The sequence below is a fragment of the Phenylobacterium sp. T106 genome (genome assembly GCF_057219735.1).
This window is the reverse complement of the sequence record NZ_JBXVWA010000010.1, coordinates 15683-41617: the sequence shown is the minus strand read 5'-3', so window position 1 is coordinate 41617 and position 25935 is coordinate 15683. Positions and strand designations below refer to the sequence as shown.

Here is a 25935-nt window from a genome sequence, read left to right as displayed (position 1 = left end):
GCCGGGCGCGGCCGTTGATCCATCGCAAGGCGCGCCGCGGGCACGAGCGCATGGTCGGGCGTCGTCCGCTGGGAGGACCACGCATGAGACGCTTCGCAGCCGCCCTTGTCGCCCTGATGCTCGGGGCCGTCGCCGGCGCCGCCGACGCCTCTGTGACCACCATCACCTACACCGCAAGCTGGGGTCGTTGCTCCCGGGACAGCCCTTCGGCTTCGACGGCCGCTTCACGCCCGGCGCCGACTTCAGCGCCCGCTTCCAGCTGGACGACGCCCTCGGCGCCTCCAGCTTCGGACCGGCGGGGTCGCAGTACGCCTACAACTTCCCATCCGACGCCGGCCCCATGGGCGTCGCCGTGACCATCGGCGGGGTCGGCTTCGACTTCCGGTGCGACGCCCTTGCGGGCACGACGCCGTTCTGCTGGGTCGGCCACACCCAGGGCGGCGGCCAGATGTACTCCTCGCTCGAGGGGCACGCCCTGCGGCTGCGCGGAGCGGCGCCCTTCATGACCGACAACTTCCTGGCGCTCACGGTGGCCAACGCCGGGATCCCGGCGGACTTCCGCACGCCGTTCACCTACGCGAGCCTCACGCCGATCGGGGGCGGCCAGGTGCGGATCTCCGAGCGCGCGCCGCAGGACCTCTACGGCTGGGCCCAGGTGTCGGTCTATTCGGTGAGCGTCACGAACGATGCGCCGCCGCCGGGCATCCCGGAGCCGGCCGCGTGGGCGTTGATGATCCTGGGCTTCGGCGGCTCGGGCGCGATGCTCCGCCGGCGCAGGATCACCGCGGCAGCAGCCGGAGGGTCGCGGCGACCGCCAGCGACTTGATCGCCGCGCCCGGCAGCAGGGGCAGGATGCCGACGGTGAACGCGGGCATCGGGTCCATGAAGGTGGCCAGGCCCGCCCAGCCCACGGCCAGGACGATGGCGTGACCCGCCAGCACCAGGAGCGTGAGCGCGATCCAGCCCTTGGCCCTGGCCGCGCCCTCGCCCACGACCCACGCCGCCGCGGCCATGCCGGCCAGGAAGCCCATGGTGGACCCGGTCACCGCGCGCCAGCCGCCCGCGCCGTTCGCCAGGACCGGGAGCCCGAAGGCCGCGGCGGCCAGCCAGGCCAGCACGGCCAGGAGCCCGAGCCGTCCGCCGAACAGCCCCGCCACGACGAAGAGAGCGTAGGTCTGCAGGGTGATGGGAACCGGCCCCAGGTCGAAGCTCGCCCGGCCGGCGGCCGCCAGCGCCAGGGCCCCGGCGACGACCGCCGCGGCCTGGTACGGCGGCGGCAGGCCGCGGGTTCGTGACTTGCGGGACGCGGCGGCGGTCATGGCGGCGGGCCTTAGCACGGAAAAGGCCGGATGAGGGACCGCTCGACCCGCCGCCCGCCGGGGAGGGGAGACGAGCGGGGGGAGCCATGGTCCCTCATCCGGCCGGCCGCCCGCGCGCCTCTGGGGAAGGATCGCGCGACGGGCGGCAAGCCAGGGGCTGACGATCAGGCGAGCCAGACCATCATGCGGGTCGGCGCGACGTCGCCGCGGGCGACGCTGTACGGCCGCTCCACGTCGCCGGTGTAGAGGAAGCCCGCCTTGATCAGGACGCTGGCCGAGGCCCGGTTGTCGGCGAAGTGGCCGGCCCAGACGGCGTTCCTGCCCCAGCCGGCCTTCGCCCAGACCAGCGCCGCCTTCAGCGCCTCGGTGGCGTAGCCGCGCCCCCAGAAGGGGCGGCCCAGCCAGTAGCCCACTTCCGGGCGGCCGTCGGCGCGGGCGTCGAAGCCCAGAGCTCCGATCACCCCGAACTCGCGGTGCTGGATGGCGAAGGTCGGCGTCGCGTTCGCATCGGCCGCCTGGCAGCGCGCCACGAAGGCCTCGGCGTCGGCCAGGCCGTACGGGTGCGGCATCTTCGCCGTCATGGCCGCCACGCCCCCGTCGGCGGCGAGCTCGGCGATCTGCGGCGCGTCGGCCGCCACGGGTCCACGCAGCACCAGCCGATCCGTCGCGATCGCGGGCCTGATGTCGAGTGCGCACATCTTCAAACCTCCCGGCCCTCTTGTCGGGGCCCAAAACGACTGCGGGGAGCCCGGCTGACCGGACTCCCCGCGAAGGTCGTCTGTCCGGTCCGCCTCTTGTGGTGGGGCGGAACCGGAGAAAGAGGGGTTCCGCCTATTCGGCTGCGATCACCTTCTCGGCCGGCACCACCGTCGCGTAACAACGGTTCTTGGCCTTGGTGACGAAGCGCACCGCGCCGTCCACGAGCGCAAAGAGGGTATGGTCCTTGCCCATGCCCACGTTCTCGCCCGGCCAGAACTTGGTGCCGCGCTGGCGCACGATGATGCCGCCGGCGTTGATCGCTTCGCCGCCGAACTTCTTCACGCCGAGACGGCGGCCCGCCGAGTCGCGCCCGTTGCGCGAGGAGCCGCCGGATTTCTTGTGAGCCATGGTGTGCTCCTGTCCTTAACTTGCGGGCGCCCGATTACTCGGCCGCGCCCTCGTCCTTCTTGGCGGCCGCCTTCTTGGCGGCGGGCTTCTTGGCGGGCTTCGCCTCGGCTTCCACCGGCGCGTTCACCTGGGCGGCGGCGGCGGCTTCCTCGACGACCTCGGCCGGCGGGGCGGCCTTGGCGGCCTTCGCCTTCGGCGCGGGCTTGGCGGCGGCCGGAGCCGGCGCAGCGGCTTCCGCCACGGCCTTCTTCGGCTTGTTCAGCGTGGCGAAGTCCAGGCCGCGGGCGCGGGCGTCGAGCTCGGCCTTGGTGACCAGGCTGACTTCGCCGTCCCACTTGGTCTCCTTGCCGCCGGCGGTGATGCCGGTGACGCGCAGGACGCTCTCGGGCTGGCGATGGCCGCGCGTGCGGCGATAGCCCTGGCGGCGGATCTTCTTGAAGATCTTCACCTTGTCGCCCTTGCGGGTCTCGATCAGCGTGGCGGCAACCGAGGCGCCCTCGACGGTGGGCGAACCCACGGTCACGGCCTCGCCGTCGCCCAGCATCAGCACATCGCCGAACGCCACCTTGGCGCCGGGCTCGCCGTCCAGCTTTTCGACAACGAGCAGGTCGCCGGGCTGGACCCGGTACTGCTTGCCGCCGGTCTTGATCACCGCGTACATCGTCTCGCGCCTTTGTATTTCTTCTTGATTGAAAGCGTGTTCGCGCCCCCGAGACGGGCCCGGGGACGAGGAGGCGCGGTTATACAGACGGGCGGGGCGGAGTCAACGGCGGGCCGCGCTTCGCGAACCATCCGCCGGCCCTTGCGCGGCGCCGCCGCCTCGCCGGCTAGTGGGACAGCAGGAGCGGCGTGCCGGGGTCGTGGAGCATGTACTCGGTGGCCCCCCCAAGGATGAACTCGCTCGTGCGCGAGCGGCCGTAGGCGCCCATCACAACCAGGCCCGCTCGATGCTCGGCGGCATAGTCGCAGAACACGCGGCCCACCTTGCGGCCCGCGGCGTCCACCTCATCGGCGATGGCGTCGATGTCGTGCGTCTGGAGGTGGCGGACCGCCCCGGCCGCGATGCCCGGCGTCGCCTCGGACTTCTCGTTGATGACCGTGAGCAGGCGCACCTCCTTGGCCTTTGGAAGCAGCGGCAGCGCATCGGCCAGCGCGCGGGCCGCCGTCCGGCTTCCGTCCCACGCGACGACGACGGTCCCCAGGGCGCCATCCGGGAGGCTCGCGCGTCCGGGTCGGAAGAGCAGCACCGGACGCCCCGAGCCGAAGACCACGGCTTCGGCCACCGACCGCTGGCCGTCGGCCCCATCGACCATCGGCACAAGGCAGAGGTCGCGGGTCCGGGCCTGAACGGCGACGTGCTGGCCCACAGCGTAGAGGTCCACCTTGGCCAACAGGCTGCAGCCCCTGACTCCATGCAGGCTCCGCGCTTCGTCGGCCTTCCGGATCGCCTTCTGGCATGCGGCCAGGCTCTTCGCCTCCTGTTCGGCGATGACCCCGCCGAGGTTGATCAGCCGGCTCGCCAGGTAGTTGCTGGGCGCCCTCAGGTCGACCTGGACCGCCAGCGTCGTCAGGCTTGCGCCTGTCGCCCCGGCGAACCGAACCGCATCGTCGATCGCTTCAGCGGGCGTCGGGTCGGGATAGCTCGCCACATGCAGCAGCAGGTCTCTCATCGCCTGCCTCCCTGCGTGGCGGCGCCTTCGCGGGCCGGGCCGTGCTCCGAAAGTGGCCGAGAATTACTCATCCGCTCCTCCTTGAGAGGCGCGCCAGGGCCTGATGACCCCTTGGGGGAGAGTTGCGTCCACGGACCCCTAGGCGAGCCTATGCGGTCCGACATCACGATCGCCATCGATCGTCAGAGGGGCCCGGTCCCGCAGCCTTGAGATTGGTCCGGGCGACAAGCTTTGCAAGAGCTGTCGGGGAATGCCGGCGTGGCGGCTGCGCCAACCCCAAATTCACCCTACGTATGCGACGTACGAGCGAAGGCCTGCGCGGGGGTGGCGGCGTGAAGTTCCTGGTCGTCGACGATCATGCGGTGGTGCGGGAGGGCCTGGCGGCCGTGCTGCGCGGCGTGGAGCCCGGCGCGACGGTGCTGGAGGCGGGGGATTGCGCGTCCGCCCTGGCCCATGCGGCCGCCCACCGGGACATCGCCCTGACCCTGATGGACCTGAGCATGCCGGATGCGACGGGGGTCTCGGCCGTGGCGGCGTTCGTGGCGGCCCACCCCGCGATCCCGCTGATGGTGGTCTCGTCGTCGGACGCGCCGGCCGACGTGCGCGCCGCCCTGGCGCTGGGCGCCCTGGGCTACGTGGCCAAGGCGGCCAACGCCTCCACCCTGGCCGCGGCGATCCGGCTGGTGCTGTCGGGCGAGGTCTACGTGCCGCCGTTCATGGCCCGGGCCGGCGGCGACGCCGCGCCGGCCGCCGCGGACACCCTGACCGAGCGCCAGCGCGCGGTGCTGGGGCTGATCCTGGAGGGCGCGTCGAACAAGGAGATCGCCTACCGGCTGGGGGTCACCGAGGCGACGGTGAAGGCGCACCTGACGACCATCTTCCGGGTGCTGGGCGTCGCCAACCGGGCCGAGGCGGTGCGCAAGGCCGGGGCCTGACGCGGCTCAGGCCGGGCGGTCGCGCATCAGCTGGCCGATGGCGGCGCGCAGGACGGCGTGCGGGACCGGCTTGTGCAGCACGAGGTCGGCGGAGCCCTCGCCGGCGGCGGCGGTGGCGTCGCCTGTGACCAGAAGGGCCGGCGTGTCCGCGCCGCAGGCGGCGCGCAGCCGCCGCAGGGCGCCCGCGCCCGTCTCGCCGCCGCGGAGGCGGTCGTCGCAGATGATCAGGTCGGGAACCCCCTGGCCGTCGCCGCGTCCGAGATGCGCCAGGGCCTCGTCGGCCGAGCCCGCGGTCAGCACGCGATGGCCCCACCGGGCGAGCAGGGCGGCCATGGCCCGCCGGATCGCGTCCTCGTCGTCGACCACCACGATGAAGCCGGTCCGCAGGGCCCCCGCGGCGGGGGCGGCGGCCACCGGCGCCGGGAGGTCCTCGGGCGCGCCCCGCGGGAGAAGCAGCCGGAAGACGCTTCCCCGCCCGGGCGCCGAGGCGAAGTCCAGGTCGGCGCCGATCAGCGGCGTGATCCGACGCACGATGGCGAGGCCCAGGCCGAGCCCCTTGTCGCGGTCCCGCTCGGGATTGTCGACCTGGTAGAATTCCTCGAAGATCGCCTCGGCCTGGTCGGGCGCCACGCCTCGGCCGGTGTCCCAGACCTCGACCGCCACCCGCCCGCCGCGCCGTCGCGCGCCCACCACCACGCCGCCCGCGTCGGTGTACTTGACGGCGTTGGAGATCAGGTTCCGCAGTACCTGTTCCAGCAGCACCGGGTCGCTGACCACGACCAGCGACGTGCGCGCCCGGCGCAGCGCGACGCCCTTGGCGGCGGCCTGCTCGGCGTAGTCCGTCACGAGCCGGGCCAGCAGGGGATCGAGACGCAGGACCTCGCGCCGCGCCTCCACGACGCCGGCGTCCAGCTTGGAGACGTCGAGCAGCACGGCGAACAGGGTGTCCAGGGCGCGCACCGAGCCGGTGATGTGGTCCGCGAGCCGCCGGGCCGGCGGCGACAGCCGGAGCTCGGCCAGGGCGCCGGCGAAGAGGCCGAGCGCGTGGGCCGGCTGGCGCAGGTCGTGGCTCGCGGCGGCCAGGAATCGGGACTTGGCGAGGTTGGCCTGGTCGGCCCGCTCGCGCTGGAGGCGCAGGTCCTCGATCAGCCGCAGATTGTCGAAGCGCAGCTCCAGGCCGCTGCGGAACTGGCGGCCCAGGACGACGGCGAGCGCCGGGGCGGCCACCAGGAAGGTGAGCGTCAGGACCGACAGCACCTCATGGAACGGATAGGTCCGCGAGAGCCCCAGCACCACCTGCGGCGTCACCACCGGGATCGCGAGCGCGAGATAGGCCGGCAGGTAGGCGCTGAAGACCGGCAGCGCGCCCAGCACCACCATGCCAGACACCAAGAGGACGACCAGCGTCTGGGCGACGTCGGTCGGCGAGGTCATCCAGGCCGCGCCCGGGATCCAGGTGGCCCCCTGCAGCGCGATGACGGCCGTGAACGCGAAGGCCCAGGGGCGCCACGCCGCGTCCGGCGGCTGGCGGCGGCGGAAGGCGGCGCACAGCACATGGAGCGCGGCCACCAGCACCACCGTCAGGCCGCAGAAGATCGCCGCGGCGTCGGCCGCCATGCGCCCGTCGCGCGCCAGGAAGACGGCCAGCGTGACCGCGGCCACGCCGCCCAGGGTGACGCCCACCGGGCTGCCGCGATAGAGCGCGCGGACCTGCTCGGCCCGGATCCAGTCCCGGCGCGCGATGTCGTCTGGGCCGGATGACGGGTCCAAGGACAGGCTGGGGCTCAGGGGCGGCGCTCAGCCTTCGCCGTTAGCGGATGCGTTGCAGCCGGTCAAACCGCGCGCGGACGGCCTCCGCGCACGCTGCTGCGGAGCACGGTCCCGGCCAGGCCGAAGCCCAGGATCATCAGCGCCCAGGCCGAAGGCTCCGGAACGCCGCCGGGACTGGCGATCGGGTCCGTGGTCACCGTCAGGCTGTCGAAGCGCAGGTAGAGGTCCGCGGTGCGGGCCGCCGCGGTCACAAAGGAGCCGGGAGAGCCGTCGGTGTTCTGCAGCGCGATCTGCAGGTGGCCGGATCCGCCCGTCGGGACCCCGCTCCAGGAAATCGGCTCGCCGAAGTCCGGGGTTCCGAAGATGTCGGCGGGCAGCCCCAGCCCGAACGTCAGGTTGCCGGAGAACTGGGTGAACGGGCCGCTCATCGGCGGACGGTTCCGCGTGGAGACGAAGTTTCCCCCGAGGCTGTCCTCGGCAGGCCCGTTGTACTTCTCCAGGCCGGCGAAGGCGGTGGAGTCGCTGTAGCGGCCCATCTCGTAGGTGATCCCGTTCAGCGTGAAGGCCGCCACGCCGGGGCTGTCGGCATCGGAGCCGTAGTAGACCTCGCTGAAGGGGTAGCTCTCGTGCACGCCGCGCGAGGTGTCCACAGTGATCGCCAGGGTGAAGGTCCGGCCGATGGGGGATCCGTACGTCTCGCCCGTCACGAAGTTGATGCCGTACGGCGGCGTGCCGAACGGGGCGTCGAAGCCGGGAAGGGCGAAGCCGTTGTCCGAGCCGGACGTGACCACGCCGGTCAGGGTGAAATGGACGGCCGCGGCGGCCGGCGTGGCGGAAACGGCCAGTGCGGCGGCGAGCGCGAAATGGACGGTGCGCATGGGACCTCTGGATGGCGTCGAGTGGCGCCATTCAGGGTCGTCGTCGGAAATTCGTCAATTCGACCAGAGTCTTACGACGCTCTCGGCGAGGTCGTACGACCGGTCGGATCGCGCCCGCCTCGTCGCTAGGGGACGACCAGCACCGGCACGGGGCTGTGCGCCAGCACCTCGGCGGTCTGGCTGCCGAGGATGAGCCGGCGAACCCCGCGGCGGCCGTGGGACGCCATGACGATGAGGTCGCAGCCTTCGGACTTGGCCGTGGCCAGGATCGCCTCGGCCGGCTGGGAGCGGCCGACGTGCTGCGTCCGGGCGGTGACGCCGAGGGCGTCGGCCCGCTGCTTGACCGCCGCCAGCGCCTTGGCGGCGCTCTCGGACTGATCCTTGTCGAAGTCGGCGAAGGCGGCGGCGTAGGCCCCGCCGTCCAGCCCCACGAAGGTCGGGATGGACTCCGTCACCATCACGACCGTCGCCTGCGCGCCCAGCGCCTTGGCGAGCGCGAGGCCCGCCTCGACGCCCTTGCCCGCAAACTCCGATCCGTCGGTCGGTATGAGAATGGACTTGTACATCTCGCGGCTCCCTCGTGTGTGCGTTCGGCTTGGCAGCGCGGCCGCGAGCGGCCGGTCGGCCTCAGGTTTCCTTCAGCGTGCGCAGCACCGCCTGCTCGCCGCGCCCCGCCACGTCGCGCGGGAACTCGCTGAGCACAGCGGCGCGCAGCGCCTTGTGGTAGTGCCGTCGCATCTCGCCGAGTGTACGGGGCGCGGCGATCACCACCAAACGCGCAATCTTGTGACCGAGCACCTGCTGGTTGAGCCAGTCGACCACCGCGGCGGCGTGGGCGTCCTCGTCCAGCAGGTGGCCCGACGGATTGCCCGAGCTCGTGTAGTGGTGCGCGCCCCCGGACTTGTTGGTCTCGCGGAGCACGGGCGTCGGCAGGCGCGACAGGACGGGCTCGATCTCGGTCCCCTGGTTCCGGTACAGCTCGAACTTCGCGCCATCGACCACTGCGACGACGTCGCCATGCTCCAGGATCATGTCCTACTCCCTCGGTCCCCGCTTCGGGACGATCCGACACGCAGTCTGGCGCCCCGGGAGCCCGCGGCCGTTGATCTGGCTCAAGCGTCGCTGAACCGAAGCCCGGCTGCGGTGTTCCGAGGGCATGGCGCTTCCCGGACTGATCCCCTCCGCCCTGATCGGCGCCGTCGCCGGCGCGCGTGCGATGACCCCGATGGCGGTGCTCGCGGCCGCCCGCCTCGCCGGCGGCCGCACGCCGGGCCGGCTGTTCCTGCTCGACCGGCCCCTGTTCCGATCGGGCGCCCTGGCCCTGGGCGTGGGTGAGCTGCTCGGCGACAAGCTCAGGTCGGCGCCGGACCGGACCACGCCCCTGGGCCTGCTCGCCCGCACGCTCAGCGCGGGCATCGCCGGCGCGGCCCTCGCGCCGCGCGGCCGTGAGCGGGCCGGCGCCATCCTGGCCGTCGGCGCCGCGGCCCCGCTGGCTTACCTCACCCTGGGCGGGCGCAGGCGCGCCATGGCCCGGATGGGGCAGACGCGCAGCGGCCTGATCGAGGACGCGCTGGTGATCGCGGCGGGCGCGGCGGTCGTGGCGCTGGCGCTGCGCCGGCCCTGATCTCGGCGGCTACCTCGGGCTGGTGGTCCAGGCGACCACGACCGCGCGGCCGTAGACGCCGAGCGGCTCGCCGGTGGGATGGTCCGTCGGGAGGCGGTTGACGCCGATCCGGAACCCGGGCGCGACGTCGACGAGCCCTGCCGGCACGTGTCCCGGGGTGATGTCGGCGGCGAGGGCGAGCACCCGGGCGAAGCCGTCGGGCGTGGCCCCCAGCGCCTCGAGGACGTAGGCGACGTCGCCGGCGCTCCGGCGCTTCCAGCCCTCGTCGGCCCCGCTCCAGGCGAGCATGCCCGCGTGGCGGCTGTGATACTCGGCGGCGCTCTCCCGCATGGCGTCTCGACCTCGCTTGGTGGAATCCCCGGGCCGGGCGCTTCGTCGCCGAAGTCCGCGGCCTTGGCGACTCCCCGCACGACCTGTCCACAGGAGAAGCCGCGCCGCCGCCAGAAGCGGACGCAGGTCGGCCCGTGGCCTACCCCGCGAAGGCCCGGGCCAGGGCGGCTTCGGTGTCGCGGGCGGCGGTGCGGGCCACGTCCGAGGCGGCCGCCCATTGGAAGCCGTGGAAGGCGCCCGGATAGACGTGCAGCTCGACGGGCACGCCGGCGCGGGTCAGGCGGCGGGCGAACTCGAGGTTCTCCTCCAGGAAGAGGTCGAGGGCGGCCGTGGCGAGGTAGGTCGGCGGAAGGCCCGCCAGGTCCTGGGCCCGGGCCGGGGCGGCGTAGGGCGAGACGTCTTCGCGGCCGGGCGGGTGGCCCAGCAGGCTCTCCCAGCCGAAGCGGTTCGCCTCGCGGGTCCAGACGTAGTCGCCGACGAACGGATGCGGATCGGCGGCCACGCAGGTCCGGTCGTCGATCATCGGATAGATGAGGTGCTGGAAGGCCAGGCGATGCTCGCCGCGGTCGCGCGCGAGCAGGGCCAGGGCCGCGGCGTGGCCGCCGCCCGCGCTCTCGCCCATGACGCCGACGCGGGCCCGGTCGACGCCGAGCCCGTCCGCCTCGGCCATCACCCAGGACAGCGCCGCGTAGCAGTCCTCCACGGCGCCGGGGAACACCGTCTCGGGCGCCAGGCGATAGTTCACCGAGACGATCGCGCAGCCCAGCTGCGCCGCCAGCCGCCGATGCGCCGCCTCCTGGCCCCGCGCGTCGCCGGTGACGAAGCCGCCGCCGTGGATGTGCAGGATGCACGGGCGCGGTCCGGCGCCCTCCCGCGGCCGGTAGATCAGCACCTCGACGCCGGGCGCGCCGGCGGGGCCGGGGATGGTCCGGACCTCGAGATCGGTGCGCGCCACGTCCGCCGGGTCGGGCTGGAACATCACCGGCCGCGACCGGATGGCCGGCAGCGCCTCGACGCTCAGCTGCAGGGGCGGGATGGTGTCCAGCAGCGGCAGCAGCTGGGTGTCGACGAGATGGCGGCTGCCCATGCGCGGCGGGTCCTTGAGGCCAGGCGGGCCGCCACTCTGCCGCGCCGGTCCGACCCGGGCAATCGCCTGCGGGTAGGCCTCAGACGTACCGGCCGCTCGCGAGGTCGTGCTCGCCCCGCTCGTGGATGATGTTCGCGCGGCCCACCAGCAGGTCGTCGACGGCGCCGATGCGGTCGATGTCCTTGCCCGCGTAGGGCAGCGAGTGCAGCACGTAGCGCATGGCGTTCAGCCGGGCGCGCTTCTTGTCGTCCGACTTCACGACCGTCCAGGGCGAGTCGGCGGTGTCGGTGTGGAAGAACATCGCCTCCTTGGCGCGGGTGTAGTCGTCCCACTTGTCCAGCGACGCCAGGTCGACCGGCGAGAGCTTCCACTGCTTCAGCGGATGCACCTGCCGCTCCTTGAAGCGCCGGCGCTGCTCGTCGCGGCTGACCGAGAACCAGAACTTGATCAGGTGGATGCCGCTGCGGACCAGGTTGCGCTCGAACTCGGGCGCCTGGCGCAGGAACTCCTCGTACTCGGCGGGCGTGCAGAATCCCATGACGCGCTCGACGCCCGAGCGGTTGTACCAGCTGCGGTCGAAGAGGACGATCTCGCCCGCCGTCGGCAGGTGCTGGACGTAGCGCTGGAAGTACCACTGTCCCCGCTCGACCTCGCTGGGCTTCTCCAGGGCCACGACGCGCGCGCCGCGCGGATTCAGGTGCTCCATGAAGCGCTTGATGGCGCCGCCCTTGCCGGCGGCGTCGCGGCCCTCGAACAGGATCACCACCCGCTGGCGGGAGTCCTTCACCCAGGCCTGCAGCTTCAGGAGCTCGGTCTGCAGGACGAACTTCTGCTCCTCGTAGTCGCGGCGCAGCATCTTGTACTTGTAGGGATAGCCGCCCTGCCGCCAGTTGTCGGCCAGGTCGTCACGGGTGCGGCGGGGCGTCCTCGCCTTCACCGGCGCGCCCAGGGCCCGCTGCATGGCGGCCGCGTCGTCGGGGGCGTCGCCCTCCAGGATCGCATCGACCCCCTCGGCGCCGGCGCCGCCGATCGCGCGCAGGGCCGCGAGCTCGGCGTCCTGCGCGCCCTCGATCGCGCCGGCGACGGCGAGCTTCGTGACCTGCTCGGTGGTGGGGGCCGGCTCGGGCTCCACCGGGCGGACTGCGGGACGATGGCCCAGACCGGCCTTGGCGATGCTCATGCGGGTTCGCTCTTCGATCGCGCGGGACAAGCGCCTTTCGTGCCTCGGCGCGGGGGCCGGCGCCTTGATCTGGATCATGCGCCCCGGCGGGCGAGTAGGGCTTGCCGTCGACCAGGGCCTCGCCGCCCAGCGCTCCACACGCCCAGGCCCGCGGCGGCTTCAAGCTCCCGAACGGTATTGCGAATGACTTGCAAACGCGTTCGCAATGGGCTACATGGGACGGGTCAGCCAGGAGCCTCCGCGCCCCATGTACGTCTGCAACTGCAATGGCATCCGGGAGCGCGACGTGCGGGCCGCCATCGCCGCGGGCGCCACGCGCCCGGCGCAAATCTTCAAGGCGTGCGATTCCAGGCCGCAGTGCGCGCGCTGCGTCTGCGACATGCGCGAGATCCTGCACGAGGATCGCGAGGCGCTGCGCTACGCCGCCGAGTAGGCGCCCCGCGACGCTCCGGCTCGCCCAGACGGGGCGAAAACACAGCAATCGCAAATCATTCTCAGCCGAATCCCGGCTTTTCGCAGCAACCGCAAATCACTCGCAGACATTGTCTTTGACAGCGCCCCGGAGCCAAAGGCATTCGAGGCGGGTTGATTTGATCGGAGGCGGTTTCAATGCAGGGCGACAAGGGGATCATCCGCATGCTCAATGCGGTCCTCACCAATGAATTGACCGCCGTGAACCAGTATTACCTGCACGCGCGGATGTACGAGAACTGGGGCTTCGCCCGCCTCGGCAAGATCACCTATGAAGAGTCGATCGGCGAGATGAAGCACGCCGACAAGCTCATCAAGCGCATCCTCTTCCTCGACGGCCTGCCGAACCTGCAGGACCTGCACAAGCTCTCGATCGGCGAGACCGTGGTCGAGGGACTGACCGCCGACCTCGCGGTGGAGGTGGGCGGGCGCCAGACGCTCATCGAGGGCATCAAGCTGTGCGAGGCGCAGGCCGATTTCGTCTCCCGCGAGGTGCTGCGCGAGATCCTCGAGGACACCGAGGAGCACATCGACTACCTTGAGACCCAGCTCAGCCTGGTGAAGAGCCTGGGCGAGCAGAACTACCTGCAGAGCGCCATGGGCGAGCTGCCCGAGGGCTGATCCGCAGCGTCCCCGCCGCGGCCCCTGGGGGCTGGCCGCGGGCGCGGCGAGGCCCTACCGTCCCGCCAACGAAAGCGGGGGAGGGACGGCATGGCGGCGGCAGGGGAGGCGGCGCCCGCGGCGCGGCGGGGGAACGTCGGCGTGATCGCCGGCGCCTCCGTGGGCACCGTGTTCGAGTGGTACGACTTCTACCTCTACGGCTCGCTGGCCAGCTTCATCACGGCCCACTTCTTCTCGGGCGTGAACGAGGTCACCGGCTACATCTTCGCCCTGTTGGCCTTCGCCGCCGGGTTCGCGGTGCGGCCGTTCGGGGCGATCGTCTTCGGCCGCCTGGGCGACCTGTGGGGCCGCAAGAACACCTTCCTCGTGACCATGCTGCTGATGGGCCTGTCGACCTTCGTCGTGGGCCTGCTGCCCAGCTACGAGACGATCGGCGTGGCCGCGCCGATCCTGCTGATCACCCTGCGGCTGGTGCAGGGCCTGGCGCTGGGCGGCGAGTACGGCGGGGCGGCGACCTACGTGGCCGAGCATGCGCCGCCGGGCAAGCGCGGCCTCTACACCAGCTGGATCCAGACGACGGCGACGGCGGGCCTCTTCCTCTCGCTGATCGTGATCCTGGTGGTCCGCGCCCAGATCGGCGAGGACGCTTTCAAGGCCTGGGGCTGGCGCATCCCGTTCCTGGTCTCGATCCTGCTGCTGGGCGTCTCGCTCTGGATCCGCCTGCGGCTCAACGAGAGCCCGGTGTTCCAGCAGATGGTGGACGAGGGCAAGACCTCGAAGAGACCGCTCAAGGAGAGCTTCGGCCAGTGGTCGAACCTCAAGCTGGTGATCCTGGCGCTGGCGGGGCTCACCGCGGGCCAGGCGGTGGTCTGGTACACCGGCCAGTTCTACGCGCTGTTCTTCCTCGAGCGCATGCTGAAGGTCGACGGGGCGCTCACCAACACCCTGGTCGCCATCGCGCTGGCGCTGGGGACGCCGTTCTTCATCGTCTTCGGCTGGCTCTCGGACAAGGTCGGCCGCAAGCCGGTGATCCTCACAGGCTGCGTCATCGCCGCGCTCACCTACTTCCCGATCTTCAAGGCGCTGACCGAGGCGGCCAATCCGGACCTCGCCCACGCCACGGCGCGGGCGCCGGTGACGGTGATCGCCAATCCGGCGGACTGTTCGTTCCAGTTCGATCCCGTGGGCAAGACGGTCTTCTCGAGCGGCTGCGACATCGCCAAGTCGACGCTCGCCACCGCGGGCGTCAGCTACGAGAACGCGGCCGCGCCGCCGGGGACTTCGGGCGCCATCGTCCGGGTCGGGCAGGTCGAGATCGCCTCGCCCGACGCCGCGCCGGCCGACGCCGCGGCGCGCAAGGCGGCGTTCGGCAAGCAGCTCGGCACGATCCTCACGGCCGCTGGCTACCCCGCCAAGGCCGACCCGGCCAAGGTCGACAGGCCCATGGTCGTGGGCCTGCTGTTCCTGCTCGTGCTCTACGTGACCATGGTCTACGGCCCGATCGCCGCGGCGCTGGTCGAGATGTTCCCGGCGCGGATCCGCTACACGTCCATGTCGCTGCCCTACCACCTCGGCAACGGCTGGCTGGGCGGCTTCCTGCCGACGACCGCCTTCGCCATGGTGGCGGCGACGGGGAACATCTACTTCGGCCTCTGGTATCCCATCGCCGTGGCGGCCTTCACCGCCGTGGTGGGCCTCTTCTTCATCCGGGAGATGCGCGGAAACCCGATCGAGGCGTGAGGCTCGGAGCCTCGCGCCTCAGTGGCTGCGCAGGCTCTCGCACATGCGCCGGAAGGCCTCCTCGAGCGGCGCGCGCCAGTCGGCGGGCGGCGGCTCCAGCAGCATCGCCTTGCGCATGCAGGCCATCCATTGCCCGGCCTCCTCGGCGCCGATGGCGTAGGGCGCGTGGGCCGACATGATGCAGGGGCGGCCGGGGTGGCGCTGTCCGTAGACCGGAGGCCCGCCCATCCAGCCGACCAGCCAGTCGGCGAGGCGCTGGCGGATCGCGCCGAGGTCGTCGCCGTGCATGGCCCGGATCCCCGCGGCCGCCGGGTCGCCGTCCATCACGTCGTAGAAGGCGTCCACCAGGCGGCGGATGCCGGCCTCGCCGCCGAAGGCTTCGTACGGGCTGCGGGTCGGAAGTTCGGGCGCGACGGACATGCGGCCAGCCTAGGCCCTGCCTGCGCCGCCGGTTTTGATGCGGATCAAGGCGCCGCGCCTCAGGGGTCCTGCCAGCCCTCGGCCTCGAGGCTGACGCGGCCGCCGGAGGGGTCGGCCCGGAAGAGCACGCCGCCCCGGGCTTCGCCGCGCCCCGGGACATAGGCGAACGAGGCGCGGCGCTCCTCGACCACCCGTCCGCCGGCCTCGAGCACGGCGCGCACCTCGACGTCGGCCGCGGTGGCGTAGCTGTCGTTGCGCACCGTGACCGGCACGGCGAAGCCCGCCGGCGTGGATTCGGGGGCGCCTGCCGACAGGCTCAGCCGGGGCGGGTCGGCATGGTCCGTCAGGCCCTCCCACACCGAATAGCCGAGCACCCCGGCCGTGGCGACGAGGCCCAGGGCGGCGGCGGCCCATTCGAGGGCCGGGGTCCGCTTCGCCGCGGTCCGCTTCGCCGCGGGTTTCGCGGCGGGTTTCGACGTCGGCCGGCGTGTCGCCATCTCACACCACCAGCCGGGCGATCGCGGCCCCGACGGCCGAGGGGAAGCCCAGGACGACGACGGCGCGGACCGCCTCGCTGAGCCCGCTCTCGAAGCGGCCGAAGGTCCACAGCACGTAGACGCTCACCAGCAGCGCGAGGCCGTAGCCGGCGAGCGTGAAATGGAGGAAGGCGCGGAGATGGCTTTCGTGGCCGTGCTGTCCCGCGAACCCGACGGTGAACACCAGGGCGTGCAGCGTCGTCAGCGACAAGAGGACCAGCGCCGCCGCGTGCCAGGGGCTCATCTTGAACCCGATGAGGATCATCTCTTCCGTCGGCGCGACGTTGAAGGCGAGGAACAGCGCCCCGGCGGTCATCAGGAACAGCTCGCCCGCGTAGCCCGCCCGATCCTCCGCCGGCGTGCGCACGGCGCCCTGCTGCAGCTGCTTGTTGGCCAGGACCGCGCCCATGCTGGCGGGCGCGGCCTGCACGGCGATCATGCCCACCGCCTCGCGCAAGCCGGCCTGCGGCCCGAGCAGGCCGAACACCCACAGCAGCAGCGCGGAGACCACGAAGCCCACCAACAACGCCGCCAGGGTGTCCAGGGCGTCGTCGGCGAGCGACGTCTCGTTCCGGAAGCCGGCGAAGCGGGCCAGGCCGAAGACGACGGCGGCGGTCACCACGACGAAGAGCGCCAGGCGCACCCGGTCCATGTGGAAGCCCAGCTCCCACATCTCCATGGTCATCAGCAGCGGGAAGCCGAAGATCAGCGCCCCGGCGGCGGCCCTCGCCAGGCCGCGCGCGTAGTCGCCCTCGCCGGAAGCGGTCGCCGTCATGGCGACGCTAACGCGCGAACGGCGCAGCTGGCTCCGTTACTCGGCGGCGACCTTCGTCACGCCGATCTTCGGCGCGAGCTCGCCGGCCTGATAGCGCTTGGCCATGGCCGAGAGCGGGATCGGCTTGATCTTGTCGGCGTGGCCCGCCGTGCCGAACTCCTCGAAGCGCTGGATGCACACCTTGCGCATCGCCTCCTTCGCCGGCTTCAGATAGCCGCGCGGGTCGAACTCGCCGGGCTTCTCGGTGAAGACCTGGCGGATCGCCGCGGTGATGGCCATGCGGTTGTCGGTGTCGATGTTGATCTTGCGCACGCCGTGCTTGATGCCGCGCTGGATCTCCTCGACCGGGACGCCCCAGGTCTGGGGCATCTGGCCGCCGTACTTGTTGATCAGGTCCTGCAGGTCCTGCGGCACCGAGCTGGAGCCGTGCATCACCAGGTGGGTGTTCGGCAGGCGGCGGTGGATCTCTTCGATCACGTGCATGGCGAGGACGTCGCCGTCCGGCTGGCGCGTGAACTTGTAGGCCCCGTGGCTGGTGCCCATGGCGATGGCCAGGGCGTCGACCTCGGTGGCCTTCACGAACTCCACGGCCTGGTCGGGATCGGTCAGGAGCTGGTCGTGGCCCAGCTTGCCCTCGAAGCCGTGGCCGTCCTCCTTCTCGCCCATGCCGGTCTCGAGCGAGCCCAGAACGCCCAGTTCGCCCTCCACCGAGGCGCCGACCCAGTGGGCCATGTCCACGACGTTGCGGGTCACCTTGACGTTGTAGTCGTAGTCGGCGGGCGTCTTGCCGTCGGCCTTCAGCGAGCCGTCCATCATCACCGAGGTGAAGCCGTACTGGATCGCCGTGGCGCAGGTGGCTTCGTTGTTGCCGTGATCCTGGTGCATGCAGATCGGGATGTCCGGGTACATCTCGGCCATCGCGTCGATCAGGTGCTTCAGCACGATGTCGTTGGCGTAGGACCGCGCCCCGCGCGAGGCCTGCATGATCACGGGCGAGTTGGTGGCCTCCGCGGCCTCCATGATCGCCAGCGCCTGTTCCATGTTGTTGATGTTGAACGCGGGCACGCCGTAGCCGTGCTCGGCGGCGTGATCGAGAAGCTGTCGAAGCGTAATCCTGGCCATCGGGTCCCCAGCTGTCTTTTATCGGGCCAGAGCCGCCACGCCGGGCAGCTCCTTGCCTTCCATCCATTCAAGAAACGCGCCGCCCGCCGTTGAGACGAACGTGAAGTCGCCCGCGACGCCGGCCGCGTTGAGGGCCGCCACGGTATCACCGCCGCCGGCCACCGCCACAAGCTTCCCGGACACGGCGAGCTTCGCGGCGGTCTTCGCCGCTTCAACCGTGGCCTTGTCGAACGGTTCCACCTCGAAGACGCCGAAGGGGCCGTTCCAGATCAGCGTCCTGGCCTCGCCCATGGCCTCCAGCACGCGCTGAAGCGTCTGCGGGCCCACGTCGAAGATCTTCTCGTCGGCGGGGACCCCGTCCGACAGCGCGATGGTGCGGCTGGGCGCGCCCGCCGTCAGCTCCCGGGCCACCACCACGTCCGTCGGCAGGATGATGCGGCATCCCGAGGCCTGCGCCTTCGTCAGGATCTCGCGGGCGGTGTCGGCCATGTCCTTCTCGCAGAGCGAGCCGCCGATCTCGGCGCCCTGCGCGTAGCAGAAGGTGTTGGCCATGCCGCCGCCGATGGCCAGGTAGTCCAGCTTGCCGACGAGGTTGTTCAGGAGGTCGAGCTTGGTCGACACCTTCGCGCCGCCGACGATGCCCAGCACCGGCCGCTGCGGATTGCCCAGCGCGGCGTCCAGGGCGTCCAGCTCCTTGCGCATCTGCTCGCCGGCGTAGGCGGGCAGGCGGCGGGCGAGGCCCTCCGTCGAGGCGTGCGCCCGATGCGCGGCCGAGAAGGCGTCGTTGACGAAGAGGTCGCCGTTGGCCGCCAGGGCCGCCGCGAACTCGGCGTCGTTCTTCTCCTCGCCGGCGTGGTAGCGGACGTTCTCCAGCAGCAGGACGTCGCCGTCCTTCATGGCCGCCACGGCCCTGGCGGCGTCGTCGCCCACGCAGTCGTCGGCGAAGGCGACCGGCGCGCCGACCAGCTTCGCGAGCGGCCCGACCACCGGCTTCAGGCTCATCTCGGGGACGCGCTTGCCCTTCGGCCGATCGAAGTGGGCGAGCAGGATGGTCCTGGCCCCGCCCTGCCGCAGCTTGTCTATGGTCGGCAGCGCGGCCCGCAGGCGGGTGTCGTCGGTCACCGCACCGTCCTGCATGGGCACGTTGAAGTCCACGCGGACCAGGGCGCGCTTGCCGGAGAGGTCCGCGTCGTCGAGGGTCTTGAAGTTCTGGCTCAATGGCCTTCCCCAAAGCTCGTCATCCCGGACGGCCGCAGGCCGATCCGGGACCCAGCAGCCGCAGCCCGGACTTGCTGGGTCCCGGCTCTGCGCTGCGCTCCGGCCGGGATGACGGCGAAGGGGACGCAGCGCCGGGATCGCCCGCCTAGATCAGCGACGCCATGTGGACGGCGGTGTCGCTCATGCGGGTCGAGAAGCCCCACTCGTTGTCGTACCAGCTGAGGACGCGGCAGAGGCCGCCGTCGACGATCTGGGTCTGCGGCAGGGCCACGGTCGAGGACGCCGGATTGTGGTTGAAGTCGATCGAGACCAGCGGGTCCTTGGTCACCGCCAGCACGCCCTTCAGCGGGCCGTTGGCGGCCGCTTCCAGCGCCGCGTTGATGTCGGCGACGGTGGTGGCGCGGGTGGGCACGAACTTCAGGTCGACCACCGAGACGTTCGGGGTCGGCACGCGGATCGACGAGCCGTCCAGCTTGCCGGCCAGGGCCGGGATCACCAGGCCCAGGGCCTTGGCGGCGCCGGTCGAGGTGGGGATCATCGACATGGCCGCGGCGCGGGCGCGGTACAGGTCCTTGTGCATCGTATCCAGCGTGGGCTGGTCGCCGGTGTAGGAGTGGATCGTGGTCATGTAGCCACGCTCGATCCCGCACAGCTCCTGCAGCACGTGGGCCACCGGCGCGAGGCAGTTGGTGGTGCACGACGCGTTGGAGATGATCACGTCGTCCTTCGTGAGGGCGGCGTGGTTCACGCCGTAGACGATGGTCTTGTCCACGCCGTCGCCCGGCGCCGAGATGATCACGCGCTTGGCGCCCGCGTCGAGGTGGGCCGAAGCCTTGTCCTTGGCGGTGAAGATGCCGGTGCACTCGAGCGCGATGTCGACGCCCAGGTCCTTGTGCGGCAGGTCCTTCGGGTCGCGGATGGCGGTGACCTTGATCGGCGCGTAGCCGGCGATCACGATCGTGTCGCCCTCGACCTTCACCTCGGCCGGGAAGCGGCCGTGCACGCTGTCGTAGCGCAGCAGGTGGGCGTTGGTCTCGACCGGGCCCAGGTCGTTGATCGCGACCACCTGGATATCCTTGCGGCCATGCTCCACGATCGAACGCAGGACCAGGCGGCCGATGCGACCGAAACCGTTGATGGCGACGCGGACAGCCATGAGGCGGGGCTCCTTCGGGGTTTTTTCGTGGGCGGGTTCTTGAGGCGGGGCGCGTCCGAGTCAACCCCTGACGCCTGGGACGCGAGGCGGATCGACGCGACGATTTCGGGCGAAGCGCGTTCCGGGCCCATGCCGCTGAAGCTCCGTCACGTCGCGCCCGCCGCCGTCCTCGTCCCCACGCTGGCGCTCACCTTCGCCTGCAGCCGCACCCCGGAGCCGGAGCCGCCGCCGCCCGCCCAGGCGCAGGCGCAGGTCCGGGCCGAGGCGCCCGCCGCGCCGGTGGCCTATCGCTGCGAGGACGGCCGCGCCTTGACCGCCGCCTACGACGGAAACGCCGCGACCGTGACGCTCGACGGGCGGACGTATCGCCTGGCCACGGCGATCTCGGCCAGCGGCGCCCGCTATGCCGGCGAGGGGCTGCAGTGGTGGACGAAGGGCCCGGACGACGGACGGCTTTCCCGGCTGAAGCCCGCGGAGGACGTGGCCACCGATCCGGGCGTCGCCTGCACCCGGGTCGGGACGGACTGGCCGCCGGTGGAGCCGCCGGCGCCCGGGACCCCCGGCGGCCTTCCTGACGACCGCACGCCGATCTCCGAGGCGCCGTTCGCGCCGGACAGCCCGCAGGGCGCGGCCGACGTGGTGCAGACCTACTACGCCCACCTCGGCCAGAAGGCCTACGCCGAGGCGTGGGCGCTCTGGCGCGACGGCGGCAGGGCCTCGGGCTACCCGACCGCCCAGGCCTTCGCCGCCAGCTTCGAGCGTTATGCGCAGTACGACGCCCAGGTCGGCGCGCCGGGTGCGCCGGAAGGCGCGGCGGGCTCGGTCTACGTGCGCGTGCCGGTGGTCATCTATGGCCGGCTTCGCACGGGCGCCGAGGTGCACGAGAAGGGCGAGGCCGTCCTGCGCCGCGCCAACGACGTTCCCGGCGCCGACGCCGGGCGGCGGGTCTGGCGGATCGCCGGCATCTCCACACGCCGACCGTAGAATTCCTATCCAGAGTTGAGCTAATCCCGTGCGCGGCGAATCGTTCTAAGCGCCTATCTTTCTTCGAATATTGCCTGCTCAAAAAACAGGCTATGCCAAAGTCTGACCGCGCCAACTCTATTTTTAGGTGCAAAGCCGCACGGCAAAGGTTAATGAACGGTGTTCATCCAGTCAGAGGAGTTCACCATGCGCGCCTACCTCATCCCGCTCGTCTGCCTGTCCCTGCTGGGGACGGCGGCGAACGCAACGACGTACTACGGCGAAGACGACGGCGCCGGCGCCGGGGACGCCCGCCCGAACTCGGCCGCCGCGCAGGCGTCGTTCCTGGCGAGCGCAGGCGCGCTCGGCCCGGTCATCGACTTCGAGGGTGTGTCCCTGGGCTACTCCAGCCCGCTCGACCTGGGCTCGGGCGTCACCGCCTCGCTGTCAGGCGCGGATCCGACGTTCAGCGGCGTCACCGACGAGAACACGACCAACCTGGGCTACAACACCACCGCAGGCGGCAGCCGGTTCCTGCGGTTCACGTCCGAGTTCAGCGACCTGGCGACGCTCACCTTCTCCTTCGACCGCGCCGTGCGCTCGTTCGGCGCGTACTTCACTGGGGTCGAGACGAACTTCGGCTCGATTTCGGTCACCTCCAGCGACGGGTCGGTCACGGATTTCGGCCTTCCGGGCTCGGTCTCGGGCGGCGGCGTCCTGTTCTTCGGCCTCACCGACGTCCTGATCACCTCGATCACCATCACCAACGTCGCCAACCCCTCGAACGGCCGCGACCTGATCGGCCTCGACGACATCTACGTCGGCACGGCCGTGCCCGAGCCCACCACCTGGGCGCTCCTCATCCTCGGCTTCGGCGGGGCGGGCGCGATGCTGCGTGCGCGGCGGCGGACGGCTCTCGCCTGACGCTCGTGACGGTCCCGCGCCCGCCCACCAACGGGCGCGGGGCTCACCGCCTGGCGAACAACGGCGCGCTGGCCTGCCATTCGGCGCCCTGAGCGACGAAGTCGAAGTCGGCCCAGGGCACGATCCGGAGGTCGGGTATGACCGCCCACGGGATCGCGTCCGCGACGCAGGTCTGGGCGACAGGTCGTACCCAACCCGCATCATCCAGCGTCCCGGCGCGCAGGCTCATGAACTCGGGCGCCACACGTGCGCTGGCGAGGACGGGCGTCCGGCAGGCCGGGCAGGCGATGTCATCCACCTCGCGAGCGGAGCGCGTGCGGCGCGGGATGATCTCGTGGGCGCCCGTCATGCCGATGTCCGCCGAGCGGACCACCAGGCTCAGGCTGAAGGCCGCGCCCGATCGCGTCTGGCAGCCGTGGCAGTGGCAGGCGTACGCCAGCAGAGGGGCGGCGTTGAGGGCGTACCGCAGGCCGCCGCAGGCGCAGCCGCCCGCCTGCGGAAGCGGGACCGGCTCGTTCATGGTTGGACGGGCTTCACCCGGCCCGCCGCCTCGCGGGCCCGCTCGCGGGCCTGATCCACATCTTCGGCGCGCGCCAGCGCCACGCCCATGCGGCGGCGCTCGAAGCTCTCGGGCTTGCCGAAGAGGCGGACGTCCGCGCCGGGCACGGAGAGCGCCTCGGCCACGCCGTCGAAGGCGATCCCCCGGGCGTCCATGCCGCCGTAGATCACCGCGCTGGCCCCCGGCTCGCGCTGGGTCACGTCCACCGGCAGGCCCAGGATGGCGCGCGCGTGGATGCAGAATTCGCTCTGGTACTGGGTGACGAGCGTCACCAGGCCGGTGTCGTGCGGCCGTGGCGAGACCTCCGAGAACCACACGTCGTCGCCCTTCACGAACAGCTCGACGCCGAACAGGCCCTGGCCGCCCAGGGCATCGGTCACGGCCCGGGCGATCTGCCGCGACTTCGCGAGCGCGGCCGCGCTCATCGCCTGCGGCTGCCAGCTCTCGACGTAGTCGCCCTTCACCTGCCGGTGGCCGATGGGCGCGCAGAAACTGGTCTCGACGGCGCCGTCCCGCAGGCTGCGCACGGTGAGCTGGGTGATCTCGAAGTCGAAGTCGACGCGGCCCTCCACGATCACCCGCGGCTGCTCGACCCGTCCGCCCTCCAGGGCGTAGCGCCAGGCCGCGGCGATCCCGTCGGCGCTTTCCACGTACGACTGGCCCTTGCCCGACGAGCTCATCACCGGCTTCACGAAGCAGGGAAAGCCCGTCACCTCGGCCGCCGCCTTCGCCAGCTCGGCCTCGGTGGACGCGAAGGCGTAGGCGCTGGTCGGCAGGCCCAGGTCCTCGGCGGCGAGCCTTCGGATGCCCTCGCGGTTCATGGTGAGCTGGGCGGCGCGCGCGGTGGGGATCACCGTCGCCAGCCCGTCGGCCTCGATGCGCGCCAGCTCGTCGGTGGCGATGGCCTCGATCTCGGGGACGATCAGGTGCGGCCGCTCCCGCTCGACCAGCGCCCGCAGCGCCCCGGCGTCTGTCATGGCGATCACGTGGCTGCGGTGGGCCACCTGCTGGGCGGGCGCGCCCTCGTAGCGGTCGACGGCGATCACCTCGCACCCCAGCCGCTGCAGCTCGATCACCACCTCCTTGCCGAGCTCGCCCGAGCCCAGGAGCATGACGCGCACGGCGGTGGGCGAGTTGGGCGTGCCGAGACGCATGGTCAGAGCTTCGCCTTGGCCGCGGCCGCCACGGCCTGGGGCGTGATGCCGAAGTGCTCGTAGAGCGCCTTGTCCGGCGCGCTGGCGCCGAAGCCGGTCATGCCGACGAACGCGCCGTCCGCGCCGATGAAGCGGTCCCAGCCCATGCGCACGCCGGCCTCGACGGCGACCCGCACCGGGGTCTCGCCGATCACGGCCGCCTGGTAGTCGGTCGGCTGCGCCTCGAAGAGCTCGAAGCAGGGGACCGAGACGACGCGCGCGCCGATCCCTTCGGCCTCCAGCAGGTCGCGGGCCGCCAGCGCGACCGGCACTTCCGTGCCCGTGGCGAAGATCGTCACCTGGGCCGGATGGCCCGCGCCCGCCAGCTGGTAGGCGCCGCGCGCCGACAGGTTCTCGCCCGCCATGTCCCGCACGGCGGCGGTCTTCTGGCGCGAAAGGGCCATCACCGACGGCGCGGTCCGGCTCTCCAGCGCCAGCTTCCAGCACTCGGCCGTCTCGATCAGGTCGGCCGGGCGGAAGACGTTCAGGTTGGGCATGGCGCGCAGCGACGCCAGGTGCTCCACCGGCTGGTGCGTCGGCCCGTCCTCGCCCAGGCCGATCGAGTCGTGGGTGCCCACGTGGATCACCCGCACGCCCATCAGCGCCGCCAGCCGGATCGCCGGCCGCGCGTAGTCGGTGAACACCAGGAAGGTGCCGCCGTAAGGGATCACCCCGCCGTGCAGCGCCAGGCCGTTCATGGCCGTGCCCATGCCGAACTCGCGCACGCCGTAGTTCACGTAGCGGCCGGCGTAGTCGGGCCCGTCGAACACCGGCGTGTTCTTGACGAAGGTGTTGTTCGAGCCGGTCAGGTCGGCCGATCCGCCCACCAGCTCGGGGATCTCGCCGAAGATCTTCTCCAGCACCGTGCCCGAGTGCTGGCGGGTGGCGGCCGCGGGCTTGCCGGGCGCGGTCTCGGCGAGGAAGGCGTCGAGGCGCTCGAAGGCGTGCTTCGGCAGTTCCCCCGCCATCGCCCGCTCGAACTCGGCCCGGTGCGGCGACGCCTCCAGCCGCGCCTGCCAGGCCTTGCGGACCTTGCCGCCCCGGCGGCCGGCGGCCTTCCAGGCGCGCGCCGCCTCGTCGGGCAGGGTGAAGGGCTCGTGGCTCCAGCCCAGGGCCTCGCGGGTCTTGGCGACCTCGTCCTTGCCCAGCGCCTTGCCGTGCACGTCGTGCGTGCCGGCGAAGGTGGGCGAGCCCTTGCCGATGATGGTCTTGCAGGCGATCAGGCTGGGCCGGTCCTGCTTCACCGCCCACGCCAGCGCCCGGCGGATCTGCCCCTCGTCATGGCCGTCGATCCGCTTCGTCGCCCAGCCCGCGGCCTTGAACCGCGCCAGCTGGTCGGTGGCGTCCGAGAGGCCCACGTGGCCGTCGATGGTGATGTCGTTGTCGTCCCAGAGCACCGTCAGCTTGGAGAGCTTCAGGCGGCCGGCCAGGCTGATCGCCTCGTGGCTGATCCCCTCCATCAGGCAGCCGTCGCCCGCCACCACCCAGGTGCGGTGGTCCACGAGGTCGGCGCCGAAGCGGGCGGCCATCTTGCGCTCGGCCATGGCCATGCCGACGGCGGTGGCCAGGCCCTGGCCCAGGGGGCCGGTGGTGGTCTCGACGCCCGGCGTGTGGCCGAACTCGGGGTGGCCCGGGGTGTTCGAGCCCAGTTGGCGGAAGTCGCGCAGGCTCTGCATCGGCACGCCCTTCACGCCGGCCAGGTGCAGCAGGCTGTAGAGCAGCATCGAGCCGTGGCCTGCCGAGAGCACGAAGCGGTCGCGGTCGGGCCAGTCGGTCCGGCTCGCGTCGTACTTCATGAACTTCGTCCAGAGCACCGTGGCGACGTCGGCCATGCCCATCGGCATCCCGGGGTGGCCGCTGTTGGCCTGCTCGACGGCGTCCATCGAGAGCACGCGGATGGCGTTCGCCATGAGCTGGATCGGCGCGGGCATCGGAATCTCTGGCGTTAAGGAATGTGGCGCCGCCTCGCACGCGCGCGCCGGTCGGTCAAGAAACCGCCCCGCGATTTCGCGAGACTCACCGTCGCGGGTATAGAGAGCCCACGGCTTCGGAGGATCGCATGCACGGCGGCGACAGCGCCCTCGACCTGGCGGCCAAACGCCTCGAGAACGCCCTTCACGTCCTGGAACAGCGGCTGGGCCAGCGGCTGAAGGCGGCCAGCGCCGACGCCGGCGGCCTCTTCGACCAGGATCGCGCCAAGCTCGCGTCGGAACTCGACGCGGCCCGCGCCCGGGAGCGCGAGCTGGAGGAGGCCGGCGCCCAGGCGTCCGCGGCGCTCGGCCGCGCCATCCAGGAAATCCGCGCGGCCCTCAACGGCCAGGCTCCGGAGGTCTGAAA

At 71.8% G+C, this 25935-nt stretch carries 30 protein-coding genes; 9 read left to right on the top strand and 21 right to left on the bottom strand.

Annotated features, from left to right (window positions below):
• The first annotated feature begins 187 nt into the window (after nt 1-187).
• Nucleotides 188-826, top strand: coding sequence for a PEPxxWA-CTERM sorting domain-containing protein (locus AC2D8W_RS19180; RefSeq protein WP_484672868.1), 639 nt, complete (start codon nt 188-190; stop codon nt 824-826).
• Here AC2D8W_RS19180 and AC2D8W_RS19175 read toward each other — a convergent pair.
• The 5 genes from AC2D8W_RS19175 to AC2D8W_RS19155 form a co-directional block, all read right to left on the bottom strand.
• Nucleotides 780-1319, bottom strand: a complete 540-nt coding sequence (locus AC2D8W_RS19175) for a biotin transporter BioY (RefSeq protein ID WP_293482461.1) — start codon at nt 1317-1319, stop codon at nt 780-782. The genes AC2D8W_RS19180 and AC2D8W_RS19175 overlap by 47 nt on opposite strands.
• A 164-nt stretch (nt 1320-1483) precedes the next feature.
• The gene (locus AC2D8W_RS19170; RefSeq protein WP_293484981.1) at nt 1484-2017 is read right to left on the bottom strand and encodes a GNAT family N-acetyltransferase; all 534 of its coding nucleotides are present in this window, start codon (nt 2015-2017) and stop codon (nt 1484-1486) included.
• Nucleotides 2018-2150: 133 nt separating this feature from the next.
• On the bottom strand, nt 2151-2426 hold the full coding sequence (gene rpmA / locus AC2D8W_RS19165) for a 50S ribosomal protein L27 (RefSeq protein ID WP_293484979.1): 276 nt from the start codon (nt 2424-2426) through the stop codon (nt 2151-2153).
• A 34-nt stretch (nt 2427-2460) separates the two neighbouring features.
• Nucleotides 2461-3087 carry a 50S ribosomal protein L21 gene (gene rplU / locus AC2D8W_RS19160; RefSeq protein WP_484672867.1) on the bottom strand — a complete coding sequence of 209 codons (627 nt, stop codon included), beginning with the start codon at nt 3085-3087 and terminating at the stop codon, nt 2461-2463.
• 166 nt (nt 3088-3253) lie between these two features.
• Nucleotides 3254-4096, bottom strand: coding sequence for a universal stress protein (locus AC2D8W_RS19155; protein WP_484672866.1), 843 nt, complete (start codon nt 4094-4096; stop codon nt 3254-3256).
• Between the two features lie 293 nt (nt 4097-4389).
• Here AC2D8W_RS19155 and AC2D8W_RS19150 point away from each other — a divergent pair, with 293 nt between their 5' ends.
• Nucleotides 4390-5031 carry a response regulator transcription factor gene (locus tag AC2D8W_RS19150; protein ID WP_484672865.1) on the top strand — a complete coding sequence of 214 codons (642 nt, stop codon included), beginning with the start codon at nt 4390-4392 and terminating at the stop codon, nt 5029-5031.
• Between the two features lie 6 nt (nt 5032-5037).
• Here AC2D8W_RS19150 and AC2D8W_RS19145 read toward each other — a convergent pair whose 3' ends face one another.
• From AC2D8W_RS19145 to AC2D8W_RS19130, 4 genes are all read right to left on the bottom strand, one after another.
• Complete coding sequence (locus tag AC2D8W_RS19145) at nt 5038-6801, bottom strand: ATP-binding response regulator (protein ID WP_484672864.1); 1764 nt, start codon at nt 6799-6801, stop codon at nt 5038-5040.
• Nucleotides 6802-6863: 62 nt separating this feature from the next.
• Nucleotides 6864-7679: a PEPxxWA-CTERM sorting domain-containing protein gene (locus AC2D8W_RS19140; protein ID WP_484672863.1), complete on the bottom strand. Its 816-nt coding sequence runs from the start codon at nt 7677-7679 to the stop codon at nt 6864-6866.
• Between the two features lie 125 nt (nt 7680-7804).
• Entirely contained in the window at nt 7805-8245 is a 441-nt protein-coding gene (locus tag AC2D8W_RS19135; protein WP_484672862.1) for a universal stress protein, read from the bottom strand.
• Nucleotides 8246-8306: 61 nt separating this feature from the next.
• Complete coding sequence (locus AC2D8W_RS19130; RefSeq protein ID WP_484672861.1) at nt 8307-8711, bottom strand: host attachment protein; 405 nt, start codon at nt 8709-8711, stop codon at nt 8307-8309.
• A 124-nt stretch (nt 8712-8835) separates the two neighbouring features.
• On the opposite strand from AC2D8W_RS19130, the gene AC2D8W_RS19125 reads away from it, so the two are divergent.
• Entirely contained in the window at nt 8836-9303 is a 468-nt protein-coding gene (locus AC2D8W_RS19125; protein WP_484672860.1) for a hypothetical protein, read from the top strand.
• Between the two features lie 9 nt (nt 9304-9312).
• On the opposite strand, the gene AC2D8W_RS19120 is transcribed toward AC2D8W_RS19125, so the two are convergent.
• From AC2D8W_RS19120 to ppk2, 3 genes are all read right to left on the bottom strand, one after another.
• Nucleotides 9313-9633, bottom strand: coding sequence for a hypothetical protein (locus AC2D8W_RS19120; RefSeq protein ID WP_484672859.1), 321 nt, complete (start codon nt 9631-9633; stop codon nt 9313-9315).
• A 139-nt stretch (nt 9634-9772) separates the two neighbouring features.
• Nucleotides 9773-10720 carry an alpha/beta hydrolase gene (locus AC2D8W_RS19115; protein ID WP_484672858.1) on the bottom strand — a complete coding sequence of 316 codons (948 nt, stop codon included), beginning with the start codon at nt 10718-10720 and terminating at the stop codon, nt 9773-9775.
• Between the two features lie 79 nt (nt 10721-10799).
• Nucleotides 10800-11900: a polyphosphate kinase 2 gene (gene ppk2, locus AC2D8W_RS19110; RefSeq protein ID WP_484672857.1), complete on the bottom strand. Its 1101-nt coding sequence runs from the start codon at nt 11898-11900 to the stop codon at nt 10800-10802.
• A gap of 247 nt (nt 11901-12147) precedes the next feature.
• Here ppk2 and AC2D8W_RS19105 point away from each other — a divergent pair, with 247 nt between their 5' ends.
• The 3 genes from AC2D8W_RS19105 (at nt 12148) to AC2D8W_RS19095 (ending at nt 14732) form a co-directional block, all read left to right on the top strand.
• Nucleotides 12148-12333, top strand: coding sequence for a (2Fe-2S)-binding protein (locus AC2D8W_RS19105; RefSeq protein ID WP_484672958.1), 186 nt, complete (start codon nt 12148-12150; stop codon nt 12331-12333).
• 176 nt (nt 12334-12509) lie between these two features.
• A complete protein-coding gene (bfr, locus tag AC2D8W_RS19100) occupies nt 12510-12992 on the top strand; it encodes a bacterioferritin (protein ID WP_484672856.1) in 483 nt (160 codons plus the stop codon).
• A gap of 90 nt (nt 12993-13082) precedes the next feature.
• Nucleotides 13083-14732, top strand: coding sequence for an MFS transporter (locus tag AC2D8W_RS19095; protein WP_484672855.1), 1650 nt, complete (start codon nt 13083-13085; stop codon nt 14730-14732).
• Between the two features lie 18 nt (nt 14733-14750).
• On the opposite strand, the gene AC2D8W_RS19090 is transcribed toward AC2D8W_RS19095, so the two are convergent.
• The 6 genes from AC2D8W_RS19090 to gap all read right to left on the bottom strand — a co-directional run bounded on the left by AC2D8W_RS19090 (nt 14751) and on the right by gap (nt 19959).
• Entirely contained in the window at nt 14751-15152 is a 402-nt protein-coding gene (locus tag AC2D8W_RS19090) for a group II truncated hemoglobin (RefSeq protein WP_484672854.1), read from the bottom strand.
• A gap of 59 nt (nt 15153-15211) precedes the next feature.
• The gene (locus tag AC2D8W_RS19085) at nt 15212-15649 is read right to left on the bottom strand and encodes a hypothetical protein (RefSeq protein ID WP_484672853.1); all 438 of its coding nucleotides are present in this window, start codon (nt 15647-15649) and stop codon (nt 15212-15214) included.
• 1 nt (nt 15650) lies between these two features.
• A complete protein-coding gene (locus AC2D8W_RS19080; protein WP_484672852.1) occupies nt 15651-16463 on the bottom strand; it encodes a TIGR02587 family membrane protein in 813 nt (270 codons plus the stop codon).
• Between the two features lie 36 nt (nt 16464-16499).
• Nucleotides 16500-17585 (bottom strand): class II fructose-bisphosphate aldolase, encoded by a 1086-nt coding sequence (gene fba / locus AC2D8W_RS19075; RefSeq protein WP_293482262.1) that lies wholly within the window; start codon nt 17583-17585, stop codon nt 16500-16502.
• A gap of 18 nt (nt 17586-17603) precedes the next feature.
• A complete protein-coding gene (locus AC2D8W_RS19070) occupies nt 17604-18803 on the bottom strand; it encodes a phosphoglycerate kinase (protein ID WP_484672851.1) in 1200 nt (399 codons plus the stop codon).
• A gap of 145 nt (nt 18804-18948) precedes the next feature.
• On the bottom strand, nt 18949-19959 hold the full coding sequence (gap, locus tag AC2D8W_RS19065; RefSeq protein WP_484672850.1) for a type I glyceraldehyde-3-phosphate dehydrogenase: 1011 nt from the start codon (nt 19957-19959) through the stop codon (nt 18949-18951).
• Nucleotides 19960-20088: 129 nt separating this feature from the next.
• On the opposite strand from gap, the gene AC2D8W_RS19060 reads away from it, so the two are divergent.
• Nucleotides 20089-20943, top strand: coding sequence for an MliC family protein (locus AC2D8W_RS19060; RefSeq protein ID WP_484672849.1), 855 nt, complete (start codon nt 20089-20091; stop codon nt 20941-20943).
• A 186-nt stretch (nt 20944-21129) separates the two neighbouring features.
• Complete coding sequence (locus AC2D8W_RS19055) at nt 21130-21846, top strand: PEPxxWA-CTERM sorting domain-containing protein (RefSeq protein WP_484672848.1); 717 nt, start codon at nt 21130-21132, stop codon at nt 21844-21846.
• 43 nt (nt 21847-21889) lie between these two features.
• Here AC2D8W_RS19055 and AC2D8W_RS19050 read toward each other — a convergent pair whose 3' ends face one another.
• Genes AC2D8W_RS19050 through tkt form a run of 3 tightly spaced genes read right to left on the bottom strand, consistent with a single transcriptional unit; the run spans nt 21890 to nt 25529 of the window.
• Nucleotides 21890-22366: a GFA family protein gene (locus tag AC2D8W_RS19050; protein WP_484672847.1), complete on the bottom strand. Its 477-nt coding sequence runs from the start codon at nt 22364-22366 to the stop codon at nt 21890-21892.
• On the bottom strand, nt 22363-23559 hold the full coding sequence (gene purT / locus AC2D8W_RS19045; protein WP_484672846.1) for a formate-dependent phosphoribosylglycinamide formyltransferase: 1197 nt from the start codon (nt 23557-23559) through the stop codon (nt 22363-22365). Before purT ends, AC2D8W_RS19050 begins: the two co-directional genes overlap by 4 nt.
• Nucleotides 23560-23561: 2 nt before the next feature.
• Nucleotides 23562-25529, bottom strand: coding sequence for a transketolase (gene tkt, locus AC2D8W_RS19040; RefSeq protein WP_484672845.1), 1968 nt, complete (start codon nt 25527-25529; stop codon nt 23562-23564).
• 128 nt (nt 25530-25657) lie between these two features.
• Between tkt and AC2D8W_RS19035 the strand changes: the two genes are divergently transcribed.
• On the top strand, nt 25658-25933 hold the full coding sequence (locus AC2D8W_RS19035; RefSeq protein WP_484672844.1) for a DUF4164 family protein: 276 nt from the start codon (nt 25658-25660) through the stop codon (nt 25931-25933).
• Nucleotides 25934-25935: the final 2 nt, after the last annotated feature.